We start from the raw sequence: 24,317 nt of genomic DNA, 5'->3' as shown, positions 1-24,317 counted from the left end.
ATGACTTCATGCAAATGCATTTGGTGGGCGGTACTGGGATCGAACCAGTGGCTTCCACCGTGTGAAGGTGGCACTCTACCGCTGAGTTAACCGCCCGCGAAAGAGGCGCGCATTTAACCACAAAGGGCCTGTGACGGTCAATCGGAGCCTTGGCGTGACGTAGAATCCGCTTTTTCCACACGCGTTGAATTTCCATGACGGTCCGCACCCGCTTCGCCCCCAGTCCCACCGGTTTCCTGCACATCGGCGGCGCCCGCACGGCGCTGTTTTCCTGGGCCTATGCGCGCCGGCACGGCGGCAGCTTCATCCTGCGCATCGAGGACACCGATGTGGCGCGCTCGACGCCCGAGGCGGTGCAGGCGATCATCGACGGCATGCAGTGGCTGGGGCTGGCGCACGACGAAGGCCCGTTCTACCAGATGCAGCGCATGTACCGCTACAAGGAAGTGATCCAGCAGATGCTGGAAGTGGGCACGGCCTACCATTGCTACATGCCGTCCGAAGAACTCGACCAGCTCCGTGAAGCGCAGCGCGCACGCGGCGAGAAGCCGCGCTACGACGGGCGCTGGCGGCCCTCATTGGCCAACGAAGCGGGCAAGGCGCTGCCGACCCCGCCTTCGGGCGTGCAGCCGGTGGTGCGCTTCCGGAACCCGCTGGATGGCGTCGTCGCCTGGGACGACCTGGTCAAGGGCCGCATCGAATTCGCCAACGAGGAGCTCGACGACTTTATCATCGCCCGCGCCGACGGCACGCCGACCTACAACTTCTGCGTCGTGGTCGACGATCGCGACATGGAGATCACCCACGTGATCCGCGGCGACGACCACGTCAACAACACGCCGCGCCAGATCAACCTGCTGCGGGCGCTCGGCGCCGCCGTGCCCGAGTATGCGCACCTGTCGATGATCCTCGGCGACGACGGGCAGAAGCTGTCCAAGCGCCACGGGGCGGTGTCGGTAATGCAATACGACGAGGATGGCTATCTGCCGGAGGCCGTGCTGAACTACCTGGCGCGGCTCGGCTGGTCGCATGGCGACGAGGAAGTCTTCGGCATGGAGCAATTCGTGCAGTGGTTCGATCTCGATCACATCACGGCCTCCGCCGCGCAGTTCAATACCGAGAAGCTCAACTGGCTCAACGCGCATTACCTGAAGCTGGCCGATCCGCAGCGCCTCGCCGCCGAGGCGACGCGCCGGCTGGCGGCTCAGGGCGTGGCGGTTGCCGGCGGCCCGGAGATGGCGAAGCTGGTTGCGCTGTATCGCGATCGCGCCGGCAACCTGAACGAACTGGCCGATGCGGTGCATCCCTTCCATGTCGCGCCGAAGCCGACGGAAGAACTGCGTGCCCAGCACTTCACCGAAGCCGCGCTCAAGGGCTTGCGCCTTCTGCATCAGCGATTGTCAGCGTGCAACTGGCAGGCGGCCGAGCTGGGGCAGGCGGTCAAGCAAAGCGCCGCCGAGTCCGGCCTGAAAATGCCGCAGCTGGCGATCCCCTTGCGCGTCGCGCTGCTGGGGCTTCCGCAGTCGCCTTCCATCGATGCCGTGCTGGAGGTTCTCGGCCGCGAGCGGGTGTTGGCGCGGCTGGCCGCCGTGCTGCCCGCCGAAGCCGATTGACAGCCGTTCGCTCCTGCCCGGGCATGGCGGCGGAGGCCTGATGCCGTCGATTCTGCTGCCCGTGCTGTTGCTGTTTTTTGTGACGGCCTGTGCCACCTCGCCCGAGGGACGTTCGCAGCTGGTTCCCCCGCAGCCCTTGCAGGGCTTCAGCGCGGTTTACTCCGAATTCGACATGCACCTGCAACTGGTCACGGCCACGGATGCCCCTGCGTGCCGCGAGACGGAGTGCGCGGTGGACTGGGCGTTCGATCAGCGCGTTCTTGCGATCGGGAGGCGCCTCGCCTGGGCGGCGTTTCGCCAGCATGCCGACCTGCAGTTGCGCTTTCCGCGTTTCGAGTTCCTCATTGCCGACAAGGCCGATCCGGGGGCCGCCTCCAGCGCGGCGGGGACCGTGGTGATCTATCGCGGCGTGCGGCGACTGGATCTCGACGATGCGGCGCTGGCGTTTATCCTGGCGCGCGAAATGAGCCATATCATCGCTGGCCATCACGACGAGAACGTGACCACCAGCGTTCTCATCGCGGTGGCTGCGCAACTGCTTTTTCCGGTGCTCAACATCGGGGCCTGGTTCTCCAGCGGCGCGAGCGCGGCGACCACTGCGGCCGCGACGACCGCGGCCAGCACGGCCGTCACGACCACCGCGGTGACGTCGGTCGCTTCATTTGCCGGGTCGCGCGCGCTGCGCGCCAGCGATCGCCCTTTGCAGATGCGCGAGGCCGAATCGCTTGCCATGAAACTGCTGGCCGCCGCCGGCTGGGATGGCCGCGAGGTCGGCGATCAACTGGAAGCCCTGCGGCCGGCCCTGCCCGACGAGCCGGACTGGACCGCGGAGCTGCGCGAATCCGCGCGGCGCATCGCCAGCCTGATGCAGGGCCCGCAGCTTCCTCCGGAAACCCCGGCCGTTGCGGGCGCTGCCGATCAGGCCGCGCCGAAATCCCTGGCGCCCGACCTGCCGCCGTCGAAGATCAGCCCGTCGTTCTGAAGCCGGACGCGGTCGCCGCGATGCCAGGCCGGTGGCGAGTCGCTGCTGAAGGTGCGCGTGCTGCCGTCCTCGAAGCGCACCACGATGTCATAGCGCTTGCTTTCCTTGGTGGATTTTTCGATGTGGTTGCCGGCGTAGGCGCCGCCGACGGCGCCCAGCACGGTGGCGATGTCGCGCGTGGCACCCTTGCCGATCTGGTTGCCGATGATGCCGCCGACCAGGCCGCCGGCGACCGCGCCGCCGCCGCTGCCTTTCGGCTCCACGACCACCTCATTCACCGCCTGGACCACGCCGCAGTCGCGGCAGATCGTTGCGGGTGCTGGCGTGGAACCGGCATAAGTCGGCGCTGGCGACACGGCGACCGCGGGGCCGTAGGTGCCGGACGCGGTACGGCGGATGCTGGCGGGCGTGCGTTCGGCGGGCTTTGCCGCAGCCGGCTTTGCCTGGGACAGGGTCACGGTCTGCTGGACGGAGATCGGCGGGGCCAGCGTGGCCACCGTGGCTTGTGGCGCGGCTGCCGCCAGTTTGGCCGGCTCCGCGCCGTGGGGGCCGGGCATCCAGCCGGCGAGCGTGGCAACGCCGGCCAGGCTGAGTACCGTGACCGAGGCGGCCGCGACCAGCAGCAGCGGGTGGGTATGGGAGATGTGGCTCGTGGCCGGACTGACGTGCGTTGCTTCCATGATGTGCTCCTTGTGTGTAAAGCGTATGGGCACATTAACGCTTGGCCGGGCCGCGCCGGGACAGCCGCAAAAGCCTGTTACATCTGTTACAAACCTGCCTGGCCGCGGCGCAGGGCGCGCTGGCGGTAGCGCGCCGGATCGACGGCGCGGGCAAGATCGCGTTCGATCGGCCAGGGATCGCCGCTCAACTGGCTGGCGAGCAATTCCGCGCAGATCGAGGCGAATACCAGGCCGCGCGCGCCGAAGCCGTTGCTGATCCACAAGCCGTCAGAACCGGCCGCTGGTCCAGTAAGTGGCCCGGCCAGTGGTCCAGCGATCGGCAGGCGGTCGGGCGACAGCGGACGGAAGGAGACCCGGCCATCCAGTGTCGCCGGATCGAACCCCTTGCCGAAGCCCGGCAAGGCCATCTCCAGCCGGTGCAGGTTTTCGACATGGTCGGCCAGGCGCGGCGCGGCGTCGAGATCGGCCGCGGCCAGCGTCGCGCCGACGCAATGCAGGCCGTCGATCGCCGGCGTGACGTAACCGAGCCGGGTGGCAACGATGTCCAGGCCGGGCGTCGCCGTTTCGGGAATGTAGCTGACCGCGCCGCGCCCCGCGCGGATCGGCAGTGAGCGATCGGGCAGCAGCGACGTCGCGCCGATGCCGTTGGCCAGGACGACGTCATCGACTTCGATGTCGGCGGCGTTGCCGCCGAGGCGACAGCCGTTTCCGCTGAGGCGCCAGCCGTTGCCGCCGCGTTCCAGTCGCGCGACGGCGAAATCGAAGCGGCAGTCGATGTCGCTCAGCAAGGCACGGCACAGGCTGGGCGGGTTGATCCAGCCGGCCTGGGCAAACCACCAGCCGCCCAGCGCGACCGGCCGTCCGGCCAGGCGCGAGGCCTCGTCGCGCGCGACGAAGCGGCAGAAGTCGGCCGGCAGGGCATGTTCTTCGACGATGCGGCGCTGGACAGCTTCGTGCGGCGCATCGCGCGCAATGTGCAGCACGCCGGTCCAGCCGGCGCGCAGGCCGGGCAGCTCGTCGAAGCGGCGCCGGCCGAGCAGGAAGCCGGCGCGCAGGACGCGCGCGAGCGGGCCGTCGTCCAGCGCCGGCAGCGGACGGAAGACGCCGGCGAGGTTGCCGGAGGCGCCGCTGGCGGGCCCGCCGGCGGCGTCGACCACGGTGACGCGATGGCCGCGCCGGGCCAGCGCATGCGCGGCCGAGGCGCCCGCGATGCCGGCGCCGATGACCGCGATGCGCCGTGCCGATGCGCCTGGCGCCGGTGGGTTACCGGGCAGGCGTCCGACCAGCATTTCGCGTTTGCTGCCGAAACCGGGCCGCCGCTCCAGTGAAAAGTCGGCGCTGGCGAGACGGCGGCGCACCTCGCCGGCGGTGGTCCAGGTCGCCAGCGTGGCGCCCGGCGCGGCGAGGCGGCGCAACTGCGCCGCGATCGCGTCGGACCAGAGATCGGCGTTCTTGTCCGGCGCGAAACCGTCGAGATAGATCGCATCGGCGGCAAGCGTCAATTGCGGCAGCAATTGCGCGGCGTCGCCGAAGCCGAGTGTCAGGATCACGTCGCCAAAATCCAGCCGGTGCAGTCCCGGCAGCGGCAGCGGCCACTGCGCCTGCAGCCGTGCGGCGAGCGGCGCCAGCTCGGGCCAGCGCAAGTGCAGCTGTTTCAGGTCGTCCAGTTGAAACGGATGCTTTTCGACGGCGACGTAATGCAGGCGCCGGCCGGTGCGCGCGCGGGTCGTCTGCCAGGCCTGCCAGGTGGCGAGAAAGTTCAGTCCGAGGCCGAAGCCGGTTTCGAGGATGACGAAGCGCGGCCTGTCGGACCAGCGTGCGTTTTCCCCCAGCAAGCCATTGCCGGCGAGGAAGACATGGCGGGCCTGTTCAAGGCCGCCCTGGCCGGAATGGTAGATGTCGCCGTAAAGCGGCGAGAACGGCGTGCCGTCCCCGGCGAACGCAAGTTCGGCGGGGACCAGCGGAAACATTATTCCGGCCGCATCTGCGGGAACAGGATCACGTCGCGGATCGATGCCGAGTTGGTCAGCAGCATCACCAGGCGGTCGATGCCGATGCCGCAGCCGCCCGTGGGCGGCAGGCCGTATTCCAGCGCGCGGATGTAATCGGCGTCGTAGTACATGGCTTCCTCGTCGCCGGCTTCCTTGGCCTTGGCCTGTTGCATGAAGCGCGCCGCCTGGTCTTCGGCATCGTTCAACTCGGAGAAGCCGTTGGCGATTTCGCGGCCGACGATGAACAGCTCGAAGCGTTCGGTGATGTCCGGGTTGTCGTCGTTGCTGCGCGCCAGCGGCGAGACTTCGGCCGGGTAGTCGATGATGTAGGTCGGATCCCACAACTCGGCCTCGGTGGTCTCCTCGAACAGCGCCAGTTGCAGCGTGCCCAGGCCGGCGCGCGCCATGTGCGGCGACTTCATGTCGACCCTGAGATCGGCGAGTTTCTGGCGCAGCCAGTCGACGTCGTTCAACTGCTCGAAGCTGTAGCCGGGGTGGTACTGGTGGATCGCGCCGACGATGGTCAGCCGGGCGAAGGGCTTGGACAGGTCGAGTTCGCGGCCCTGGTACTCGAACACCTCGGTGCCCAGCGCCTCGCGCGCCGAGTGGCGCAGCAGGCCTTCGGTGAAGTCCATCAGGCGGCGGTAGTCCGTGTAGGCCTCGTAGAACTCCATCATGGTGAATTCGGGGTTGTGGCGCGGCGAGAGGCCTTCGTTGCGGAAATTGCGGTTGACCTCGAAGACCTTTTCAAAGCCGCCGACCACCAGGCGCTTGAGATACAGCTCCGGCGCGATGCGCAGGAACAGTTCCATGTCCAGTGCGTTGTGGTGCGTGGTGAAGGGCTTGGCCGCGGCGCCGCCGGGGATGGGGTGCATCATCGGCGTTTCGACTTCGAGGAAGCCGTGGTGCATCATGTAATTGCGGATCGACTGGATCATCCGGCTGCGGGCGACGAAAGTGAAGCGCGTCTGCTCGTTGGTGATCAGGTCCAGCTCACGGCTGCGGTACTTCTGCTCGACGTCGGTGAGGCCGTGGAATTTCTCGGGCAGCGGCCGCAGCGACTTGGTCAGCAGGCGGATCGATGTGCATTGCACGGTCAGCTCGCCCGTCTTGGTCTTGAACAGGGTGCCTTCGCAGCCGACGATGTCGCCCAGGTCCCAGCCCTTGAATTCCTTGTGCGTTTCCTCGCCGGTGATGTCGTTGCTGACGAAGATCTGGATGCGGCCGGAGACGTCCTGGATGCTGGCGAAACTGGCCTTGCCCATGACGCGCTTCAACATGATGCGGCCGGCGACCTTGACCTCGATCGGCGTGGCTTCGAGTTCCTCGCGCGTCTTGGCGCTGTAGAGTTCGTCGAGCCGTCCGGCGAGGTTCTCGCGCGAGAAATCGTTGGGGAAGGCCTTGCCGGTGGCGCGCCAGGCGGCGAGCTTTTCGCGGCGTTCGGCGATAAGGCGGTTTTCGTCGACGGGGGTGGTTTGGGTGGTATCGGTCATGATGGGTGGCTTAGTAGAAACGATGAACGGTGAAGCCGAGCGCCGCGGCGGCCTCGGCCTGGGTCTTGTCGGCGGTGGCGAAGCTGTCGGCGCCGATGCCGCGCGCCGCCGCCAGGTGAAGCGCGTCGAGCGCGCGCAAGGGGTGGTTGGGCAGCGTGTCGATCAGGTCGCGCGCCGTCGCGAAATCGCCGAAGCTGCCGTGATGAATGCGCCAGGAACCGCTGCGCACATGGTTGTCGAACTCGGCCAGGGCCATGCGCTCCAGCGTGGCGTCGATATCCCCGGCGCGACGGCGGCGCGCCAGCAGGCAACGGAATTCGACCAGCGTCAGAGCGGCCGTGGCCGTCTCGCCGTGGCCTTCCGCCCAGTCCAGCACTTCCAGCGAGCGCGGCTCGCGGATATAGCACTTGGCCAGCGCGCTGGTGTCGATGTAGGCGTTCAACCGCGGTCTTCCCGTTCTTCCGCGAGCAAGACCTCGCTCGGGACGGTCTGCATCGGCTGGCTGGCGAGGAAGTCCTTCAGCGAGCGCAGGCGCGGACGCGGGCTGGGCGGCAGGATGCGCGCCACCGGCTCGCCGCGCCGGGTGACGATGACTTCGTCATCGTCGGCGAACAACTGTTCCGGGTGGGAAAGCCCCTCGCGCGCCTCGCGGATGGTGATGGTTCGCATGGAAAATCCTTCTCGTGTCACAACGGGCGATATTGTGACGCATTTCGGGCGGGATGGGCTGGCGGAGATCACGGCGGGGTGGATAGTGCGGGGGGCAATGCAATGCCGCTTGGCCCTCAGGAGCCAGGATTTCGGGCTGACCTGCCATTTGCCAGATGGGCGGTGTCGGGCGGCATTGTTCCGGCTACCGGCCGCTCAGTCGAAAATCGCATTGAACGGCAGCTTCTCTATCTGGCGAACTCGCATCCACGTTCTACTACCTCCCATCAATGTTAATGATATCTGGTACATCGACTAGGTGGCTCATCCAGTGCGCCACCGGTAAAGTAAGATATTCTCTTCGCATTACCTGTTGCAAATAGGCGGTATTCCCTATCTCACATCATCTTGCCTCGGAAAATTCTGAAAACTGAGACCCTCCACCTCCGAGTAACGAAGAGGACGTAGGCCGTCAGCGATTGGTCAGGCGGACCCTACAACAACCAATCAGAAAGGTAGGCGCTGCTCTCCTGGAAATGCTCGGCCACCCGCTTTTCGGCCTGGTCGAGATCGGCGTCGACCTTGTCCGTCGTTCCTATATTAGTGCTATAGTGCCGTCGTGCAGTGGGTAAAGGAGGCTCAATCATGACAGCGACACCTATTCAATCCAGCGTAAAGATTATCGGCGCCAACGGGCAGATTTCGCTCGGCAAGCAATTCGCCGGGCGGCAGGTGCTTGTCGAGGAACGGGAACCGGGCGTCTGGCTGGTGCGGACCGCCACGGTGATTCCCGACAACGAACGCTGGCTGCACCAGCCGCAGGCCGCGGCCGAACTCCAGGAAGCCATGACCTGGGCGCAGAACAATCCGCCGACCGACCGCAAGTCCGGTGCCGTGCTGGAGAAACTTCGTGGCAAAGGCTGAGACCGAGACGACGGTCAGGCTTGATTTGAACAACCCGGTGTTTCAGGAAAACCTGCTCACGCTGCAAAAGCCGGAACGACTCGCCGCACTCGATACCCTTGGCCGCCTGCGGCAAATGACCTGGAACCAGGTATATCGAGACAAGGGGCTGCACTGGGAGAAGATACTCAGCGTCAAGCCTCCCGCCGGCATCGATGCCATCTACTCGCTCCGCATCACACAATCGCGCCGCGCCACCGCCTACCGCGATGGCGACTTCATCCGCCTGCTGACCGTCGCACCGGACCACGACAGCACTTATGGCAGGCAGTAAGCTCTCCTGGCAGCGATAGGTGACAGACTACGGTTTCGCCGTTCCGCCAGCGCCGACTTTTACACGCCCTGCTTCAGGCTCGCTTCGATGAACTGGTCGAGGTCGCCGTCGAGCACTTTCTGCGTGGCGGAGATTTCGACGTTGGTGCGTAGGTCCTTGATGCGGGAGTTGTCCAGCACGTAGCTGCGGATCTGGTGGCCCCATCCGACGTCGGTCTTGCCGGCTTCGAGCTTGTCGGCCTCGGCCTGGCGCTTGCGCAGTTCGAGTTCGTAGAGGCGCGACTTCAGCATTGCCATCGCCTCGGCGCGGTTGCGGTGCTGCGAGCGGTCGCTCTGGCACTGTACGACGATGCCGCTGGGGACGTGGGTGATGCGCACCGCCGAGTCGGTCTTGTTGATGTGCTGGCCGCCGGCGCCGGAGGCGCGGAAGGTGTCGGTGCGCAGGTCGGCGGGGTTGATGTCGACCTCGATCGAGTCGTCGATCTCGGGATACACGTAAAGGCTGGCGAAGCTGGTGTGGCGTCCGCCCGAGGAATCGAAGGGCGACTTGCGCACCAGCCGGTGCACGCCGGTCTCGGTGCGCAGGAAGCCGTAGGCATAGTCGCCCTCGACCTTGATCGAGGCGCTGCGGATGCCGGCCACGTCACCGTCGGTCTGTTCCAGCAGTTCGGTCTTGAAGCCCTTGCGCTCGCAGTATTTCAGGTACTGGCGCAGCAGCATGCTGGCCCAGTCGCAGGCTTCGGTGCCGCCGGCGCCGGCCTGGATGTCGATGAAGCAGTTGTTGGGGTCGGCCGGGTTGTTGAACATGCGGCGGAATTCGAGGTCGGCCACCAGCTTTTCGGCCTCGTCGAGGTCGGCCTCGACGGCTTCCATGGTGTCTTCGTCGTCTTCCTGCTTGGCGAGGTCGAACAGGTCGCGGCCGTCGGTCAGCCGCTGGCTGACCCCGGAGAGCGTGCCGACCACGGCTTCGAGGGATTTCTTTTCGCGGCCCAGTGTCTGGGCGCGCTCGGCGTCATCCCAGAGTTTGGGGTCTTCGAGTACCTGGTTCAGTTCGGCGAGTTTTTCCGCTTTCCCATCGTAGTCAAAGATACCTCCGCAGTTGCTCGCTGCGACCGGAAAGGTCGGCGATACGGTTGGCAACGGCGTTGATGCGTTCGGCTTCCATGACTGTTCCTGCGCGGGGCGAAAGACGCGAATTATAGTCGTACCTTCGATGTGATAGCCTCATGACTTTCGGTTTCAGGACCAGCGCAATGTCCGAAATGATCTTCTACGAGCGGGTCGTTGCGCTCAACGACAAGCTCCACGCCAAGCTGAAGATGCGTCCGGCCACAAGCTTTGCCTATGCGGCGAAGACCAACTCGGTGCCGCTGCTGGCCAGCGAGTTTTTCGAGGCCGCGCGCGAGTATCCGATCGTTTTCACCCGTGGCCAGAACGGCCCCGTTCCTGCCGCGCTGCTGGGTTTGCGCGAAGCCGAGAACCTCTACGTGAACCCGGCGGGGAAGTGGGATGCCCGCTATGTGCCGGCCTTCGTCCGGCGCTACCCCTTCGTACCCGGCACGGGTGCGCAGGGCGAACTGCTGGTGTGCATCGACGAGGCGTCGCCGTGCTTTGGCACGAAGGAGGGCGAGGCGCTGTTTGTCGATGGCAAGCCCGGTCCGCAACTCGACCACGCGATGAAGTTCCTCACCGAGTTTCATCAGGCGGCGGCCGCCACCGAAGCACTGGGTCGCCGGCTGCAGGAACTGGGTTTGTTGCGGCCGGCGGATTCGCTGGCGCAGCTCAATGACGGTACGCAGTTCCGCCTCAACGGCCTGAGCGTGGTGGACGAGACCAGATTGCGCGCCCTGGAGCGCGATGTCGTCCCGGAACTGTTTGCCAACGGCACGCTGGCCGTGATCCATGCCCATCTCATTTCGCTGGGGAACCTGGGAACGCTGCTGGAGCGCCTGAGTCGGCGCTGAGGCGACGCCGATCGTCGCCGAGCCGTCCTCGATCGCGCTGAATTGCCCGCCTGGCGCGGGGCTTCTAAAGCCCGGGAATTTTCCGCTATGATTGGAATTTCCCGCAGCAGCCGCAGTGGCTGCGTTCTTCATGGCCAAATACGTTTTCGTTACGGGTGGTGTCGTGTCCAGTCTGGGCAAGGGCATCGCCGCCGCCAGCCTCGGCGCGATCCTCGAATCCCGAGGCATCAAGGTTACCCACCTCAAGCTTGACCCCTACATCAACGTCGATCCCGGCACCATGTCGCCGTTCCAGCATGGCGAGGTGTTCGTCACCGAGGACGGCGCCGAGACCGACCTCGATCTGGGCCACTACGAGCGCTTTACCAGCGCCAAGATGGGCAAGCGCAACAACTTCACCACCGGCCAGATCTATGAATCGGTGATCAAGAAGGAGCGGCGCGGCGAGTATCTGGGCAAAACCGTCCAGGTCATTCCGCACATCACCGACGAGATCAAGATTTTCATCAAGCGCGGGGCGGAAGGCGCCGACGTGGCGATCGTCGAGGTCGGCGGCACCGTGGGCGACATCGAGTCGCTGCCCTTCCTCGAAGCCATCCGCCAGATGGGCATCCAGGAAGGCCGCCAGAACGCCTGCTACATCCACCTGACTCTCGTGCCGTGGATTCCCACCGCCGGCGAACTGAAGACCAAGCCGACCCAGCATTCGGTCAAGGAACTGCGCGAGATCGGCATCCAGCCGGACATCCTGCTGTGCCGCGCCGATCGCCCGATTCCCGAGGACGAGAAACGCAAGATTGCCCTGTTCACCAACGTCCAGCCCGAGGCGGTGATTTCCGCGCTCGATGCCGACAGCATCTACAAGATTCCGGCCATGCTGCACGACCAGATGATCGACGAGATCGTCTGCCACAAGCTGGGCATCCTGGCGCGCGCCGCCGACCTGTCGGTGTGGAAGAAGCTGGTCGAGGCGTTGGAGCATCCGCAGCACGAGGTGAATATCGCCTTCGTCGGCAAGTATGTCGATCTCACCGAATCCTACAAGTCGCTGACCGAGTCGCTGGTGCATGCCGGCATCCACTGCGCCAGCCGCGTGAAGATCAATTACATCGATTCCGAGGACATCGAAAAGAACGGCCCCGGCGTGCTGGCATCGATGGATGCGGTGCTGGTCCCCGGCGGCTTCGGCCGGCGCGGCACCGAAGGCAAGATCGCCGCGATCCGCTACGCGCGCGAGAACAAGGTGCCGTATCTGGGCATCTGCCTCGGCATGCAGCTCGCCACCATCGAGTTCGCCCGCCATGTCGCCGGGTTCGAGAAAGCCAACAGCACCGAGTTCGACGCCGAGACACCGCACCCGGTGGTCGCGCTGATCACCGAGTGGCAGGATCGCGAAGGCCGCGTCGAAAAGCGCGACGCCAGTTCCGATCTCGGCGGCACCATGCGCCTCGGCGCCCAGCGCTGCCCGGTCAAGCCCGGCACGCTGGCGGCGACGATCTACGGCGCCGAGGTGAATGAGCGGCATCGTCACCGCTACGAGGTAAACAACACCTACGTGCCCAAGCTCGAAGCCGCCGGCATGGTGATTTCGGCGCGCACGCCGACCGAGGACCTGCCCGAGATGATGGAACTGCCGGCCGCGACCCACCCGTGGTTTGTCGGCGTGCAGTTCCACCCCGAATTCACCTCAAATCCGCGCACCGGCCATCCCCTGTTCATCGCCTACGTCAAGGCGGCGCTGGCGCGCAAGGGCATCAAGTGAAGCTCTGTGGTTTCGATGTCGGCCTCGACCGGCCGCTGTTCCTGATCGCCGGCCCCTGCGTGATCGAGTCGCGCGAGATGGCGCTCGATACCGCCGGGCAATTGCGCGACATCTGCCGCAAACTCGGTCTGAACTTCATCTACAAGTCGTCCTACGACAAGGCCAACCGCAGCTCCGGCAAGTCCTTCCGCGGCCTCGGCATGGAGCAGGGCCTGGACATCCTGGCCGACGTGAAGAAGCAGATCGGCGTGCCGGTGCTGACCGACGTGCATGCGGAACATGAAGTGGCCGCCGTCGCGTCCGTCGTCGATGTGCTGCAGACGCCGGCCTTCCTCTGCCGCCAGACCGATTTCATCCAGGCCTGCGCCGCATCGGGCAAGCCGGTGAATATCAAGAAGGGCCAGTTCATGGCGCCGGGCGACATGAAGCAGGTGGTGCTCAAGGCCAAGGAAGCGAATGCCGGGGCCGACAGCATCATGGTCTGCGAGCGCGGCGCGTCCTTCGGCTACAACAATCTGGTGTCCGACATGCGCAGCCTGGCGATCATGCGCGAGACGGGCTGCCCGGTGGTGTTCGACGCCACGCATTCGGTGCAACTGCCGGGCGGGCAGGGCGACCGCAGCGGCGGGCAGCGCGAGTTCGTCCCGGTGCTGGCGCGCGCGGCCGTCGCCGTTGGCGTTTCCGGCCTCTTCATGGAGACGCATCCCGATCCTGCCAAGGCGTTGTCGGACGGCCCCAATGCGTGGCCTCTGCCGCAGATGGCAACGCTGCTCGAACAACTGGTGGAACTGGACGCGCTGGTAAAACGTAAAGGAATGACGGCATGAGCAAACTCGCCTACCTGGTGGTCGATGCGCGTTCCAGCGATCCGGAGCGCATGACGGAATACCGGCGCCTGGCCCAGATCGCGGTCGAAAAACATGGCGGTCGCTATCTGGTGCGTGGCGCGCCCTACGAAACGCTGGAAGGGACCTGGCAGCCGCAGCGGCTGGTGGTGCTGGAATTTCCCAGCATGGATGCAGCACGGGGCTTTTACGACTCTCCCGAATACCTTGCAGCACGCGAGGCAAGAGCTGGCGTGTCGGATTTCGACATGGTCCTGGCCGAAGCTTACTGAGTTAAATACGAGGAAATAATCATGAGTGCAATCGTTGATGTCGTCGCCCGCGAGATTCTCGACTCACGCGGCAATCCCACCGTCGAGGCCGACGTCCTGCTCGAATCGGGCGTAATGGGCCGCGCCGCTGTGCCATCCGGCGCCTCCACCGGCTCGCGCGAAGCCATCGAGCTGCGCGACGGCGATGCCGCCCGCTACCTGGGCAAGGGCGTGGTGCAGGCCGTCGAGAACGTCAATACCGAGATCTCCGAAGCCATCATCGGCCTCGATGCCGAAGAGCAGGCCTTCGTCGACATGGCGATGAACGAACTCGACGGCACCGACAACAAGTCTCGCCTCGGCGCCAACGCCATCCTCGCCGTGTCGATGGCGGTGGCCAAGGCGGCCGCCGAGGAAGCCGGCCTGCCGCTGTACCGCTATTTCGGCGGCTCCGGCCCGATGCAAATGCCGGTGCCGATGATGAACGTGATCAACGGCGGCGCGCACGCCAACAACAACCTCGACATCCAGGAGTTCATGATCCTGCCGGTGGGCGCGGCGAGCTTCCGCGAGGCACTGCGCTGCGGCGCCGAAGTCTTCCATCACCTGAAGAAGCTGGTGGACAAGAAGGGCTACCCGACCACGGTCGGCGACGAGGGCGGTTTCGCGCCGAACGTGTCGGGCAACGACGAAGCCATCGAAATGATCCTCAAGGCGATCGAGACCGCCGGCTACACGCCGGGCCAGGATGTGGTGCTCGGCCTCGACTGCGCCAGTTCCGAGTTCTACAAGAATGGCCGCTACATCCTTGCCTCGGAAAAGCTGGAACTGACCTCGGAAGCCTTCGCCGACTACCTGGCGACGCTGGCCGACCGCTATCCGATCATCAGCATCGAGGACGGCATGGCCGAAGGCGACTGGGACGGCTGGAAGCTGCTCACCGACAAGCTCGGCAAGCGCGTGCAGATCGTCGGCGACGATCTTTTCGTCACCAACCCGAAGATCCTCAAGGAAGGCATCCAAAAGGGCATCGCCAACTCGATCCTGATCAAGATCAACCAGATCGGCACCCTGACCGAAACCTTCGCCGCAGTCGAAATGGCCAAGCGCGCCGGCTACACCAACGTCATCTCGCATCGTTCGGGCGAAACCGAGGATTCGACCATCGCCGACATCGCCGTGGGCCTCAACGCCGGCCAGATCAAGACCGGTTCACTCAGCCGCTCGGATCGCATCGCCAAGTACAACCAGCTGCTGCGCATCGAGGAAGACCTCGGCGATACCGTGTCCTACCCCGGCCTCGACGCTTTCTACAACATCAGGAAATAGTCGCCGCCGCGCATCGCGCCATGAACTGGCCGACGCTGGTGCTGGTCGTCCTCATCGCCCTGCTGCAATATCCGTTGTGGCTGGGCAAGGGCGGCTGGCTTCGCGTCTGGGACTATGACCGCCAGCTGCAGGCGCAGCGCGAGGTCAATCAGAAACTGGAACAGCGCAATGCCGGGCTGGATGCCGAAGTGCGCGACCTCAAGTCGGGCTACGAAGCCATCGAAGAGCGTGCCCGCTATGAGCTGGGAATGATCAAGGACGGCGAGGTGTTCGTCCAGGTGCCGCAGAAGATGATGCTGGCGCCTTCATCGGAGCCGGTCGCCAAGCCGGCGGCCAAACCTGCGGTGGTGCCGCGCTGAGTCAGTCTTCCTGCTTCAGCTCCGCCCGGTAGCGCCGGGCGTTTTCCACATAGCCCTGCGCGGCGAGCCGCAGCCGCGCCACTTCCTCGTCGGTCAGTTGGCGCACTACCTTGCCCGGTGAACCCATCACCAGCGAACGGTCGGGGATCACCTTGCCTTCGGGGATCAGGGAATTGGCGCCGATGATGCAATGGCGGCCGATCACGGCCTTGTTGAGGATCACGCTCTTGATGCCGATCAGCGACTCGTCGCCGATGGTGCAGCCGTGCAGCATCACCATGTGGCCGACGGTGACGCGGGCGCCGAGGGTCAGCGGCACGCCTTCGTCGGCGTGCAGCACCGAACCATCCTGGATGTTGCTGTTGGCGCCGATGCGGATGGTGTCGTTGTCGCCGCGCAGCACGGCGTTCCACCAGATGCTGGCGTTGTCGCCAAGTTGAACGTCGCCGATCACCGTGGCATTGGGGGCGATCCAGGCATTCGTGCCCAGCGAGGGTTTGCGGTCGCCGATGCTGTAGATGGGCATGATGATCTCCTCGTAGTGAACCCCGTCGCGCGATTTAACCCATTTTCCGCAGATGACGCAGATTCTCGCAGATTAAAACGCGGTGCTTCCCAGGGTTGGAGGTCCTCGCCGACAAACCCGATGGCTGATGGGCAGGATGTGCCAAGCGTGTTGATCCATCTGCGAAAATCTGCGAAATCTGCGGATCAACTGCTTCTTATTTCAAGTTTAACGTTCCCGCTTCTTCCATTCCGGCTTGGCGCCGGCGGGCTTCTTCCAGTCCGGCTTCTTGCTGTCGCGGGCCGGCGGTGCGCGGCGCGGCGGGCGGGTGTCGACGAACTCGCCCGGCTCCATGACTCGCGTCTTGAGCGCGAACTGGCGCACGCGGATGCGGCGCAGGATGTCCATCAGGTCGGCCGACAGGCCGGCAGGAAGTTCCACCGAACTGTAGTCGTCGAACAGGTTGATCTGGCCGATATCCTTGCCGGCGATGCCCGCTTCGTTGGCGATGGCGCCGACGATCTCCTTGGGCAGCACGCCCTGGTTGCGGCCGATCTCGATGCGGTAGCGCGCCAGCGTGCCGGGCGCGAAGCTGCGCTGCTTGACCGGGGTGTCGCTGCGGCCTTCCTTCGCCGGGCGCTCACGGCGCGATTCGGCGGCCGGAGCGCTTTCATCCGTTTTGGCCCTGGCTGGCTTGCGTTCGAAAGTCGGCGCTGGCGGGACGGCGACCGGAGCCGCCTCGCGCGGCGCATGGTCGCTGGCGCCCGGCATCTGCAGCGGGCGCTCGCGCGTCGCCAGCCAGGCCAGCGCGGCGGCGATTTCGCGGGCGGCGATGTCCTGTTCGCCTTCCATGCGGCGCACCACGTCGAAGAAGAAGTCCAGCTTCTCGCTCTTGATGATATCCACCACCTGCTGAGTGAACTGCGCGACGCGGCGGTTGGCCACTTCGCCCGGGGTCGGCATGGTCAGGGCGGTGATCTTTTGCTTGGTGGCGCGCTCGATGAGTTTGAGCATGTACATTTCGCGCGGCGCCAGGAACAGGATGGCGCGGCCGGTGCGGCCGGCGCGGCCGGTGCGGCCGATGCGGTGCACGTAGGCCTCGGTGTCGTAGGGCACGTCGTAGTTGATGACATGGCTGATGCGCGCCACGTCGAGGCCGCGCGCGGCGACGTCGGTGGCGACCACGATGTCGATGGTGCCGGCCTTGAGGCGTTCGATCACCTGTTCGCGCAGGCCCTGGGTCAGGTCGCCGTTGAGCGCCGCGACCGAATAGCCGCGCGCTTCCAGCTTGTCGGCGAGTTCGACGGTGGCGGTCTTGGTCCGCACGAAAATGATGGCGGCGTCGAAGTCGTCTTCCACTTCGAGGATGCGCGTCAGCGCTTCCAGCTTCTGCCCGGTGTGGGTCTGGCAGTAGGACTGGCTGGTGGTGACCACGGTGGAGGTGGCCGAACGGATCTTGATTTCCTTCGGCTCGCGCAGGTGCTCGCGCGCCACGCGGCGGATCACGTCGGGCATGGTGGCCGAGAACAGCGCGGTCTGGCGTTCGGCCGGCGTGTGTTCGAGGATCCACTTGACGTCGTCGATGAAGCCCATGCGCAGCATCTCGTCGGCTTCGTCAAGCACCAGCATCGACAGATTGTTGAGCACCAGGCTCTTGCGTTCCAGGTGGTCCATGACGCGACCGGGGGTGCCGACGATGACGTGCGTCCCGCGCGACAGCGCGCGCAACTGCACCACCATGCTCTGGCCGCCGTAGATCGGCAGCACGTGGAAGCCGGGCATGTGGTGGGCGTATTTCTGCAAGGCTTCGGCGACCTGGATCGCCAGTTCGCGCGTCGGCGTCAGGATCAGGGCCTGCGGCACGGCGCGCTTGAGGTCGATCTTCTGCAGCAGCGGCAGGGCGAAGGCGGCGGTCTTGCCGGTGCCGGTCTGGGCTTCGCCGAGCAGGTCATGGCCGGCCAGCAGCGGCGGGATGCAGGCCGCCTGGATCGGCGAGGGGGTTTCGTAGCCGACGTCGGCGAGGGCCTTCAGCAATGGCTGGGCAAGCCCGAGGGTATCGAACCCGGCGGCATTTAGGTCTGGGGAGGTGGTCATGGTGTACCCGCGCGGAGCAGGGAATTTCGAGGGAAAGGCGGGCCGGAGCTAAGCATTCGGCCGGAGAACCGCGCATTATCCCTGAATTCGGGCCAAAAAGCCCGTCTTTATTCCCCCGCTGCGTGGCGTTCGATCACGCCGTCGATGAATTTGCGCAGGAAACCCTCGGTTTGCGCGCTGTGGAAGCGGTCGATTTCGACGCCCCGGCTGTAGGCGATCACGGTCGGAAAGCCGCGCACCTTGTGCTTTCCGGCGATGCGCATGTTTTCGTCGGCGTCGACGTTCGCCAGCAGGAAGGCGCCGTCGTAGTTACTCGTCAGGCGTTCCAGCAGCGGGCTCAGCACCCGGCACGGCGCGCACCAGTCGGCGCCGATGTCGACGAGTACAGGTGTTTGCTGCGAGCGGGCGACCACCGCCGTGTCGAAGTCCTCTTCGGTGACGTCGAAGATGGTGGCCGTGGGTTCGTGCTTCGAATGCATCGAGCTTTCTCCGGCCTCAGACCCGCAGCAGGGCTGTTTTTAGCGGCGGCTGGCCGTCGGCACTCGGGAAGTCGGCTTCCGGCATGATCCATTCCATGTCGCGGATCGGCCGGCCGGCCTTGGCCGCGCTGCGCTGCAATCCATCAAGCCAGGCGTCGCGCTGCACATCGGCGACGTTGTTGGTGCAGATCAGCGTGCCGCCCTCGGCAACGCACAGCAGGGCGGGCTTGAACACCGAGGCGTAGTCGTTGATCAGGTCGACCACGCCGAAGGGGCTCTTGGCATGGCGCGGCGGATCGAGGAACACCAGGTCGAAGGTCTGCGCGTCGAGTTTGGGAAAGGGCGGCATGCGCTTGCCGCGCACGCGCTCGGGTTGGCCGATCCCGGCGTACTGGCGCATCGCGGCGAAGGCGTCGCACTTGACGAAGCGCGGGCGCACCGGCAGATCGTTCAGGCGCGCATTCTCCTTGCCGACCGCAAGGCTGGAATCGGCGAAATCGACATTGACCACGAAGCGCGCACCGGCCTTGGCCGCCGCGATGCCGACGCCACAGGTGTAGGCGAACAGGTTCAGCAGCGATTTGCCCGGCGCCTCCTGCATCACCCGCCGGCGCGCGGCGCGCAGGTCGAGGAACAGCCACGGGTCCTGCCCGGCGTGGCGCCCGGCGATGCGATAGGTGACGCCCATCTCGTGCACTTCGCGCGGCATCATCGCCGCTTCGAGCTGGTCCGGCGGCAGCGGATTACCGATGCGCGAATTGGCGTGGCTGCGGTCGTTGTAGACCAGCGTCAGCTCCGGCAGCAAGCCGACATAGAAGCTCTGCACGGCGGCCAGCGCCTCCGGCGGCAGCGGGCTGTGAAAACACTGCACCAGCAGCAGATCGCCGTAGCGATCGATGGTCAGGCCGGGATGGCCCTCGACGCTGCCGTGGAACAGGCGGTAGCAATCTGTCTGCTCGGCGTGCAGGCGCGGCAGGAGTTCCGCGCGCGCATCGAGTGCGGCGGCGAGCAGGGGCAGGAGGGCTTCGGACATGGCGGTTTCTCGGCAGGGGTTCCGCTGTTGTCGAGAATGGCAATCGCGGAAAAGGGCGACATCTTACGCGTATGCTGACCCTGCGTCGCCGTATCGACGGCGCCGACTCCCGGATTCGATCCGGGGTCATTCAGGTCGCAGCATGACTGCTGCTACATCCCGCTTCGATCCAGCGAGTGCAGCAAAGTTGAAAACAGGGTATCGGGATCGAAGGGTTTGACCAGAAAATCGGTCATTCCGGCTTCATGGCAGAGTGCCTTGTCTTCTGCAAAGGCATTGGCAGTCATCGCGATAATCGGTGTTCGCTGATAGCCGGGAAGCCGACGTATTTCCTGCGTCGCCTCCAGTCCATTTACGTTCGGCATTTGCATGTCCATGAAAATTGCTGCGTAGGACGTTTCCTGTGCCATGGAGACGGCCTGTGCGCCATCCTCGGCCATATCCACCCGCAGCCCGACCGCTTCAAGCTGCATCTGGGCCACTTCCCTGTTGATCGGCTCGTCGTCGGCAACCAGAATCCGGCATCCGGCATAACGCTGCCGGATCAGGGCTTCGACATCGGCCTCCGTTACAGCCTGCTTCAAAGCCGGCTCTGCACCCTTCTTCAGTCTGGCGGAAAACCAGAAGGTGCTACCCATGCCTGGCGTGCTTACGGCGCCTGCTTCGCCGCCCATCAATTCGGCAAGGCGGCGGGTGATCGCCAGTCCCAGGCCGGTGCCACCGTACTTGCGGGTCATCGAGTTGTCGGCCTGCTCAAAGGCGCTGAATAGGCGGGGCATGACCTCGGCTGCGATGCCGATGCCGGTGTCCTGTACCTCGAAACGCAGGCACACCGAATCGGCGTCTTCCCCCTGCACGCGCGTGCGCAGCGTCACCGAGCCTTGCTCGGTAAATTTGACGGCATTGGTTGCGAAGTTGAGCAGAGCCTGCTGCAGCCGCATGGAGTCGCCATACAGATGGTGCTGCATGGGCTCGGTCTCGATCGACAGACGGACGCCCTTGGCCCCGGCGCGTTCGAAAAGGATCGAGCCGACATCCTCCAGAATGCGGGGGATATCGACGGGGCCTTCTTCCAGCAGGAACTTGCCTGCCTCGATCTTGGAAATATCAAGGATGTCGTTGATGATCGCGAGCATGTGCTGCGCGGAGAGATCGATCGTATCGAGGCGTTGTGCCTGTTTGGGTGTGACGCCTTCGCGGCGCATGATGTTGGCCATGCCGATGATGCCGTTCATCGGCGTGCGAATCTCGTGGCTCATGTTGGCCAGGAAAGCCGCTTTCGCGATGTTGGCCGTCTCGGCGGCTTCCTTCGCGAGGGACAGCTCCTGGGTGCGCCGGGCCACCAGTTCCTCAAGGTGCTGTTGATACTCTTCCAGCGTGCGTTCCGCTTGTTTGCGCTGCGTAATGTCGAGCGCGTAGGCAATGCGATTCAGCGGAGTGCCATCCGCCGAGTGGATGACGGTGATGTCGAGGAGAACCGGGAAGCGCCGGCCGTCCTTGCAGATGTGCTCGGATTCGAAGACGCCGTGATGCGTCCGGTCCAATGCTGCGATCAATTGCCGTGTCCGGTCCCGTGCGTCTTCCGGAAATACCGTCAGAACGGATTGCCCGATCAATTCTTCAGGAAGATAGCCACGCTGGTGCGCAAATGCCGGACTGACCGCGCGGAATGTGTTCGTTTTTGCATCGGCAATGGCCAGGCCGAACTCGGCATGGGTGAACGCCTCGCCCCAGAGTCGCAATCGGGTTTCCATGTGATGGCGCTCGGTGAGGTCTTCAACGGTGGCTGCGCGGAATGCCACCTGACCATCGGCGTCCTTGTAGGCCGTGACGTCAATACGTGCAGGAAAGCGCGAGCCATCCTTGCGCACATGCATCGTCTCGAAGACATGGTGCCCTTTTTCGTGGACCAGGCGGGTGTGTGCGGGAACCTCGGCCCTGGCTTCCGGGGCATAGGCCTCGATCAGCGGCATGCCGATCATTTCCTCATTGTCATAGCCATGGATGCGGGCGAATGCGGGGTTGGCCTGAACGATCAGGTTGGTGGCGGCATCCGTGATGACCATGCCCCATCCGGCCAGCTGGAAGACGGTCAGGTACTGGCGAAGCTGCTTTTCGGTTTCCTTTTGCGCGGTGATATCGACACAGAATCCGATATAGCCGAGAAACTCTCCGTAGCTGTCATACCGTGCATTCCCGTCATCCCGGATCCAGTGGTAGGTGCCGTCGGCGTGGCGCAGGCGGTATTCCATGCTGAAGGCCTGGCGCATATCGAATGCCGCCGCATACGTCCGCATGCAACGATCCAGGTCCGCGGGATGGACGCCTTGCAGCCAGCCATTGCCGAGTTCCTGCGCCATGGGCCGCCCGGTAAATCGCAGCCACGGCTCGTTGAAGTAGTCGCAAAGTCTGTCGGTTCCAGAAGTCCAGATCAGCGCCGATCCGCTGTTGGCCAGTGTGCGGAAATGCTGCTCGCTGTCACGCAGCGCCTTTTCCGCCTGTTTGCGGCGGGTGATGTCTTCCGACATGATGACGATGCCGCCGATCCTGCCGTCGGCGGCGCGCCACGGCAGGACCTGCCATTTCAGATACTGAACCGTTCCGTCCCCGCGGACAAAACGGTCCTCTTCGCTGCCGACGGACTCCCCACGCAATGCCCGTTGATGGACGGTCTTCCAGGCATCCCCGATCTCGGGAAATACCTCATAGTGGGAAAGCCCGGTCAGATAGCGGTCACCCAGCTGGTAGTCCTCGTTCCAGCGCCGGCTGGCGGCGATATAGCGCATGTTGCGGTCGAACATGGCGATTGCGGCGGGAGCCTGCGCAACGAGCAGTTGCAACAGTTCCGATTGCTCGGCGAGCAAAGAAGCCTGGCGAAGCCAGGTATTCTTGAGCAGAAAGTGGAGCAGCAGGGTCGTGATCGCGACAAAACCCAGCCCCTTCAGCACGCTGATGGAGGCAATCTGTGCTGCATTCCCGGTCGAGGTGAAAAGCACTTCGTCGGACAGCAGAATCCATGCAGTCGCGAACGCGGCATAGATGAGGACCACCTTCAAGGCAGTTTGCCGCTGGGTAATCGATGTGTATCTGGCCAGCATTCCAGGAGATTCCCGCATCGTTAATTGCAATTGGACCCAACATAGCCGTTTTGGAGTGCCTTGCCAAGCAGGCGAAGGAGCTTTTCTTTCAGGTCGTTCTTGCCGGCGAGAAGAGTGGTGAGCACAGCCGGTTGATCTGGAGACGCTGGGAAACCCTGCGTCGCCGTACCGCCAGCGCCGACTTTCTCTCCGCTGCGATGCGCGTTTGTCAGCCGGGAAGCCTTGCGTAAAGTTCCACCGCCGTGTCCATCCGCTGCAGCAGGTTTTCGCTGGCCGTGAATACCTTGCGTGCGGACGTTGCGAAGTTCGACTCGTCGCGGGTCGCGATCACCGATCGCAGGCTGTCCCAGTGTTCTGCCACGCCTTCCAGTTCCGCCGCGATGTCCGGTTTATCGCGTGTTGCCGAAGCGAGTTTGACCAGGGCGGCCGAGAATTCCTCGCTGGCATCCCGCAGCTCCTTCCGGCATCTGGACGCCTGGATGCCGGAATGCTGAAAGAGGAAGAACTTCGCCATGCGCTGCGACAGCATGCGCTGGCGTCCGGCAAGGTTGATCAGCTTGCCCTTGCGGGTGCCGTCGGCTCTTTCGAAGCTCAGGGTCAGCCTGTGCGCCGCATGCAGTACTTCTTCGCTCATGCCGTAGAGCGCGTGCGCGGATTTGCGGGTGGGCTCGGCAGTCAGCAAGGTTTTGTAGGGCCGCCACAACTCGGCCAGTTCGGCGCGCGCCGCATGGCTTTGGGCGCTGCTTGCGGAATCTTCGAGTTGCGCCAGCTGCCGGTCAAACAAGTCGATTGATTGCTTGAGCACCTGGCGTGCCGGGCGGGGCAATACCCGGTGCTCCAGCATCAGCCACGACTTGACCATGCGTTGTGACAACATGCGCTGGCGTCCGGCCCGGTTGATTTCGTCGCAGAACGAACGGGCGCCCTTGTCCCGATTGTGCATGTCGTACAGGGGTGCTCCGGCCCTGCGCGTGGTTTGGGTCGCACGTCGCTGGAATGGCTCGGTGGCAAGGGTGCTGCCGCGCGCGGGATCTTCATGGGCAAGATAGTGCGCGATCGGGGCGTTCATCAGCCTGACCTGGTTCCCGTCGGCGACAATCAGGCCGGCTTCGGTGAGGTCGCGCAAGGCGCGAGAGAGGGTTTCCGGTTTCATGTCGAAGCGGGAAGCCAGCAGGAGCTTGGTGGTGCGCAGCGTTACCGGGGTTTCGCCCGCCGTGTCGCGGGTGGGCCCGGCAAGCTTGACGAAGTAGTCCAGCAGGCGCTGGCTGCCGGTGCGGAAATACCTGGCCGCGAGTTCGTTCTCCAGTTCCAGCTGTCGCTGCGCCAGCAGCTTGATGGCGCGCAACGCGAGCTGCGGGTCGGTGGCCATGATGCGGCGGATATCGTCCCCGGCAATGCACAGAACCTGCGACGGCATTATCGCCACGGCGTTCGTCAGGCAGCGGCGCCCGCCGAACAGCTCGGCCTCGCCGAAGGACAGCCCCGGCTCCACCACGTTGATGACCTTCTCCTGCCCCTGGCTGGATGACAGCGCCAGCTTTACCTGGCCCGACAGCAGGAAATACATTTCATCGACGGAATCGCCGGCACGATAGATGGCCTCGTTCCTTTCGAAGCTGGCGCTGCGGGATGCCGCCGCGAGGTCATCCATGTGTCCGGCGGCGAGGTTGGCGAATAGCGAAATCCGGCCCAGGATTGCCTTGACGCTGCGGTGCGCTTTTGCGTTGCGATGCGATGGGAGCATTCGGTTTACCCTGAAATTCGAGCCAATTCACGGTGAGCGCGCGGCCCTGCGCTCGTTGGAGTTCCAATTATCGCGCATCTCCCTGGATTGCAGGAAGACTCTTCTGCGGCACTTTGTCGCGCCGTTCCGCCAGCGCCGACTCTGGCCCGAGGACGAGGCGCTATCGATGGCGACCTTCCCTTATCCCCGCATAAGGCGACCACATGCGAAT

The 24,317-nt window shown here is 64.7% G+C and carries 22 protein-coding genes and 1 tRNA gene; 10 read left to right on the top strand and 13 right to left on the bottom strand.

Annotated features, from left to right (window positions below; all coding sequences use genetic code 11):
- Positions 1–21: 21 nt before the first annotated feature.
- Positions 22–96: transfer RNA gene (locus SUTH_RS11800), tRNA-Val, on the bottom strand.
- A gap of 98 nt (positions 97–194) precedes the next feature.
- On the opposite strand from SUTH_RS11800, the gene gltX reads away from it, so the two are divergent.
- Complete coding sequence (gene gltX, locus SUTH_RS11795) at positions 195–1,613, top strand: glutamate--tRNA ligase (RefSeq protein WP_041099473.1); 1,419 nt, start codon at positions 195–197, stop codon at positions 1,611–1,613.
- A gap of 40 nt (positions 1,614–1,653) precedes the next feature.
- A complete protein-coding gene (locus SUTH_RS11790) occupies positions 1,654–2,595 on the top strand; it encodes a M48 family metalloprotease (RefSeq protein WP_041099471.1) in 942 nt (313 codons plus the stop codon).
- Here the strand turns inward: SUTH_RS11790 and SUTH_RS11785 are convergent.
- From SUTH_RS11785 to SUTH_RS11765, 5 genes are all read right to left on the bottom strand, one after another.
- A complete protein-coding gene (locus SUTH_RS11785) occupies positions 2,532–3,275 on the bottom strand; it encodes an outer membrane lipoprotein (protein ID WP_052473581.1) in 744 nt (247 codons plus the stop codon). The two genes, SUTH_RS11790 and SUTH_RS11785, sit on opposite strands and share 64 nt — an antisense overlap.
- Positions 3,276–3,361: 86 nt before the next feature.
- Entirely contained in the window at positions 3,362–5,245 is a 1,884-nt protein-coding gene (mnmC, locus tag SUTH_RS11780; protein ID WP_041099468.1) for a bifunctional tRNA (5-methylaminomethyl-2-thiouridine)(34)-methyltransferase MnmD/FAD-dependent 5-carboxymethylaminomethyl-2-thiouridine(34) oxidoreductase MnmC, read from the bottom strand.
- Positions 5,245–6,759 (bottom strand): lysine--tRNA ligase, encoded by a 1,515-nt coding sequence (gene lysS, locus SUTH_RS11775; protein WP_041099466.1) that lies wholly within the window; start codon positions 6,757–6,759, stop codon positions 5,245–5,247. The genes mnmC and lysS overlap by 1 nt, the downstream gene beginning before the upstream one ends.
- Positions 6,760–6,769: 10 nt before the next feature.
- On the bottom strand, positions 6,770–7,201 hold the full coding sequence (locus tag SUTH_RS11770) for a type II toxin-antitoxin system VapC family toxin (protein WP_041099464.1): 432 nt from the start codon (positions 7,199–7,201) through the stop codon (positions 6,770–6,772).
- Positions 7,198–7,428 carry a type II toxin-antitoxin system Phd/YefM family antitoxin gene (locus tag SUTH_RS11765; RefSeq protein ID WP_041099462.1) on the bottom strand — a complete coding sequence of 77 codons (231 nt, stop codon included), beginning with the start codon at positions 7,426–7,428 and terminating at the stop codon, positions 7,198–7,200. The genes SUTH_RS11770 and SUTH_RS11765 overlap by 4 nt, the downstream gene beginning before the upstream one ends.
- 624 nt (positions 7,429–8,052) lie before the next feature.
- Between SUTH_RS11765 and SUTH_RS11755 the strand changes: the two genes are divergently transcribed.
- A complete protein-coding gene (locus SUTH_RS11755) occupies positions 8,053–8,331 on the top strand; it encodes a hypothetical protein (protein ID WP_041099458.1) in 279 nt (92 codons plus the stop codon).
- Positions 8,318–8,644, top strand: coding sequence for a hypothetical protein (locus tag SUTH_RS11750; protein ID WP_041099456.1), 327 nt, complete (start codon positions 8,318–8,320; stop codon positions 8,642–8,644). The genes SUTH_RS11755 and SUTH_RS11750 overlap by 14 nt, the downstream gene beginning before the upstream one ends.
- Positions 8,645–8,703: 59 nt before the next feature.
- Here SUTH_RS11750 and prfB read toward each other — a convergent pair.
- Positions 8,704–9,808 (bottom strand): peptide chain release factor 2 gene (prfB, locus tag SUTH_RS11745; RefSeq protein ID WP_148312919.1). Its coding sequence is split into 2 segments (ribosomal slippage): positions 8,704–9,726 and positions 9,728–9,808, totalling 1,104 coding nucleotides; the frame shifts between segments, so codons are not numbered across the junction.
- A gap of 88 nt (positions 9,809–9,896) precedes the next feature.
- Between prfB and SUTH_RS11740 the strand changes: the two genes are divergently transcribed.
- The 6 genes from SUTH_RS11740 to ftsB all read left to right on the top strand — a co-directional run bounded on the left by SUTH_RS11740 (position 9,897) and on the right by ftsB (position 15,153).
- Positions 9,897–10,607, top strand: a complete 711-nt coding sequence (locus tag SUTH_RS11740) for a SapC family protein (protein ID WP_041102252.1) — start codon at positions 9,897–9,899, stop codon at positions 10,605–10,607.
- Positions 10,608–10,737: 130 nt separating this feature from the next.
- Positions 10,738–12,369, top strand: coding sequence for a CTP synthase (locus SUTH_RS11735; protein WP_041099454.1), 1,632 nt, complete (start codon positions 10,738–10,740; stop codon positions 12,367–12,369).
- On the top strand, positions 12,366–13,196 hold the full coding sequence (kdsA, locus tag SUTH_RS11730; protein WP_041099452.1) for a 3-deoxy-8-phosphooctulonate synthase: 831 nt from the start codon (positions 12,366–12,368) through the stop codon (positions 13,194–13,196). The genes SUTH_RS11735 and kdsA overlap by 4 nt, the downstream gene beginning before the upstream one ends.
- The gene (locus SUTH_RS11725) at positions 13,193–13,486 is read left to right on the top strand and encodes a DUF1330 domain-containing protein (protein WP_041099450.1); all 294 of its coding nucleotides are present in this window, start codon (positions 13,193–13,195) and stop codon (positions 13,484–13,486) included. Before kdsA ends, SUTH_RS11725 begins: the two co-directional genes overlap by 4 nt.
- Before the next feature lie 21 nt (positions 13,487–13,507).
- Positions 13,508–14,794, top strand: coding sequence for a phosphopyruvate hydratase (gene eno, locus SUTH_RS11720; RefSeq protein ID WP_041099448.1), 1,287 nt, complete (start codon positions 13,508–13,510; stop codon positions 14,792–14,794).
- 20 nt (positions 14,795–14,814) lie between these two features.
- Positions 14,815–15,153 (top strand): cell division protein FtsB, encoded by a 339-nt coding sequence (gene ftsB / locus SUTH_RS11715; protein WP_041099446.1) that lies wholly within the window; start codon positions 14,815–14,817, stop codon positions 15,151–15,153.
- A 1-nt stretch (position 15,154) separates the two neighbouring features.
- On the opposite strand, the gene SUTH_RS11710 is transcribed toward ftsB, so the two are convergent.
- The 6 genes from SUTH_RS11710 to SUTH_RS18520 all read right to left on the bottom strand — a co-directional run bounded on the left by SUTH_RS11710 (position 15,155) and on the right by SUTH_RS18520 (position 24,106).
- Complete coding sequence (locus tag SUTH_RS11710) at positions 15,155–15,679, bottom strand: gamma carbonic anhydrase family protein (protein ID WP_041099444.1); 525 nt, start codon at positions 15,677–15,679, stop codon at positions 15,155–15,157.
- Positions 15,680–15,886: 207 nt separating this feature from the next.
- Positions 15,887–17,752 carry a DEAD/DEAH box helicase gene (locus SUTH_RS11705; protein ID WP_084207370.1) on the bottom strand — a complete coding sequence of 622 codons (1,866 nt, stop codon included), beginning with the start codon at positions 17,750–17,752 and terminating at the stop codon, positions 15,887–15,889.
- 107 nt (positions 17,753–17,859) lie between these two features.
- A complete protein-coding gene (locus SUTH_RS11700) occupies positions 17,860–18,231 on the bottom strand; it encodes a thioredoxin family protein (protein ID WP_041099442.1) in 372 nt (123 codons plus the stop codon).
- A 16-nt stretch (positions 18,232–18,247) separates the two neighbouring features.
- Complete coding sequence (locus SUTH_RS11695) at positions 18,248–19,264, bottom strand: class I SAM-dependent rRNA methyltransferase (RefSeq protein WP_041099440.1); 1,017 nt, start codon at positions 19,262–19,264, stop codon at positions 18,248–18,250.
- Between the two features lie 152 nt (positions 19,265–19,416).
- The gene (locus tag SUTH_RS18525; RefSeq protein WP_148312918.1) at positions 19,417–22,392 is read right to left on the bottom strand and encodes a PAS domain-containing hybrid sensor histidine kinase/response regulator; all 2,976 of its coding nucleotides are present in this window, start codon (positions 22,390–22,392) and stop codon (positions 19,417–19,419) included.
- A 178-nt stretch (positions 22,393–22,570) separates the two neighbouring features.
- Positions 22,571–24,106: a type IV pili methyl-accepting chemotaxis transducer N-terminal domain-containing protein gene (locus SUTH_RS18520; protein WP_052473577.1), complete on the bottom strand. Its 1,536-nt coding sequence runs from the start codon at positions 24,104–24,106 to the stop codon at positions 22,571–22,573.
- Positions 24,107–24,317: the final 211 nt, after the last annotated feature.

The organism is Sulfuritalea hydrogenivorans sk43H, from assembly GCF_000828635.1.
GTDB classification, from domain to species: domain Bacteria; phylum Pseudomonadota; class Gammaproteobacteria; order Burkholderiales; family Rhodocyclaceae; genus Sulfuritalea; species Sulfuritalea hydrogenivorans.
This window is presented reverse-complemented; position numbering and strand designations above follow the sequence as displayed.

What these genes read in the sequence shown, in the direction of transcription:
- ftsB (WP_041099446.1), top strand. Translation starts at nt 14,815, where the DNA reads ATGAACTGGCCGACGCTGGTGCTGGTCGTCCTCATCGCCCTGCTGCAA.
- SUTH_RS11785 (WP_052473581.1), bottom strand. Translation starts at nt 3,275, where the DNA reads ATGGAAGCAACGCACGTCAGTCCGGCCACGAGCCACATCTCCCATACC.
- SUTH_RS11765 (WP_041099462.1), bottom strand. Translation starts at nt 7,428, where the DNA reads ATGCGAACCATCACCATCCGCGAGGCGCGCGAGGGGCTTTCCCACCCG.
- SUTH_RS11710 (WP_041099444.1), bottom strand. Translation starts at nt 15,679, where the DNA reads ATGCCCATCTACAGCATCGGCGACCGCAAACCCTCGCTGGGCACGAAT.
- SUTH_RS11705 (WP_084207370.1), bottom strand. Translation starts at nt 17,752, where the DNA reads ATGACCACCTCCCCAGACCTAAATGCCGCCGGGTTCGATACCCTCGGG.
- gltX (WP_041099473.1), top strand. Translation starts at nt 195, where the DNA reads ATGACGGTCCGCACCCGCTTCGCCCCCAGTCCCACCGGTTTCCTGCAC.
- eno (WP_041099448.1), top strand. Translation starts at nt 13,508, where the DNA reads ATGAGTGCAATCGTTGATGTCGTCGCCCGCGAGATTCTCGACTCACGC.
- SUTH_RS11735 (WP_041099454.1), top strand. Translation starts at nt 10,738, where the DNA reads ATGGCCAAATACGTTTTCGTTACGGGTGGTGTCGTGTCCAGTCTGGGC.
- lysS (WP_041099466.1), bottom strand. Translation starts at nt 6,759, where the DNA reads ATGACCGATACCACCCAAACCACCCCCGTCGACGAAAACCGCCTTATC.
- SUTH_RS11790 (WP_041099471.1), top strand. Translation starts at nt 1,654, where the DNA reads ATGCCGTCGATTCTGCTGCCCGTGCTGTTGCTGTTTTTTGTGACGGCC.
- SUTH_RS11725 (WP_041099450.1), top strand. Translation starts at nt 13,193, where the DNA reads ATGAGCAAACTCGCCTACCTGGTGGTCGATGCGCGTTCCAGCGATCCG.
- SUTH_RS11700 (WP_041099442.1), bottom strand. Translation starts at nt 18,231, where the DNA reads ATGCATTCGAAGCACGAACCCACGGCCACCATCTTCGACGTCACCGAA.
- SUTH_RS11695 (WP_041099440.1), bottom strand. Translation starts at nt 19,264, where the DNA reads ATGTCCGAAGCCCTCCTGCCCCTGCTCGCCGCCGCACTCGATGCGCGC.
- SUTH_RS11755 (WP_041099458.1), top strand. Translation starts at nt 8,053, where the DNA reads ATGACAGCGACACCTATTCAATCCAGCGTAAAGATTATCGGCGCCAAC.
- SUTH_RS18520 (WP_052473577.1), bottom strand. Translation starts at nt 24,106, where the DNA reads ATGCTCCCATCGCATCGCAACGCAAAAGCGCACCGCAGCGTCAAGGCA.
- SUTH_RS11740 (WP_041102252.1), top strand. Translation starts at nt 9,897, where the DNA reads ATGTCCGAAATGATCTTCTACGAGCGGGTCGTTGCGCTCAACGACAAG.
- mnmC (WP_041099468.1), bottom strand. Translation starts at nt 5,245, where the DNA reads ATGTTTCCGCTGGTCCCCGCCGAACTTGCGTTCGCCGGGGACGGCACG.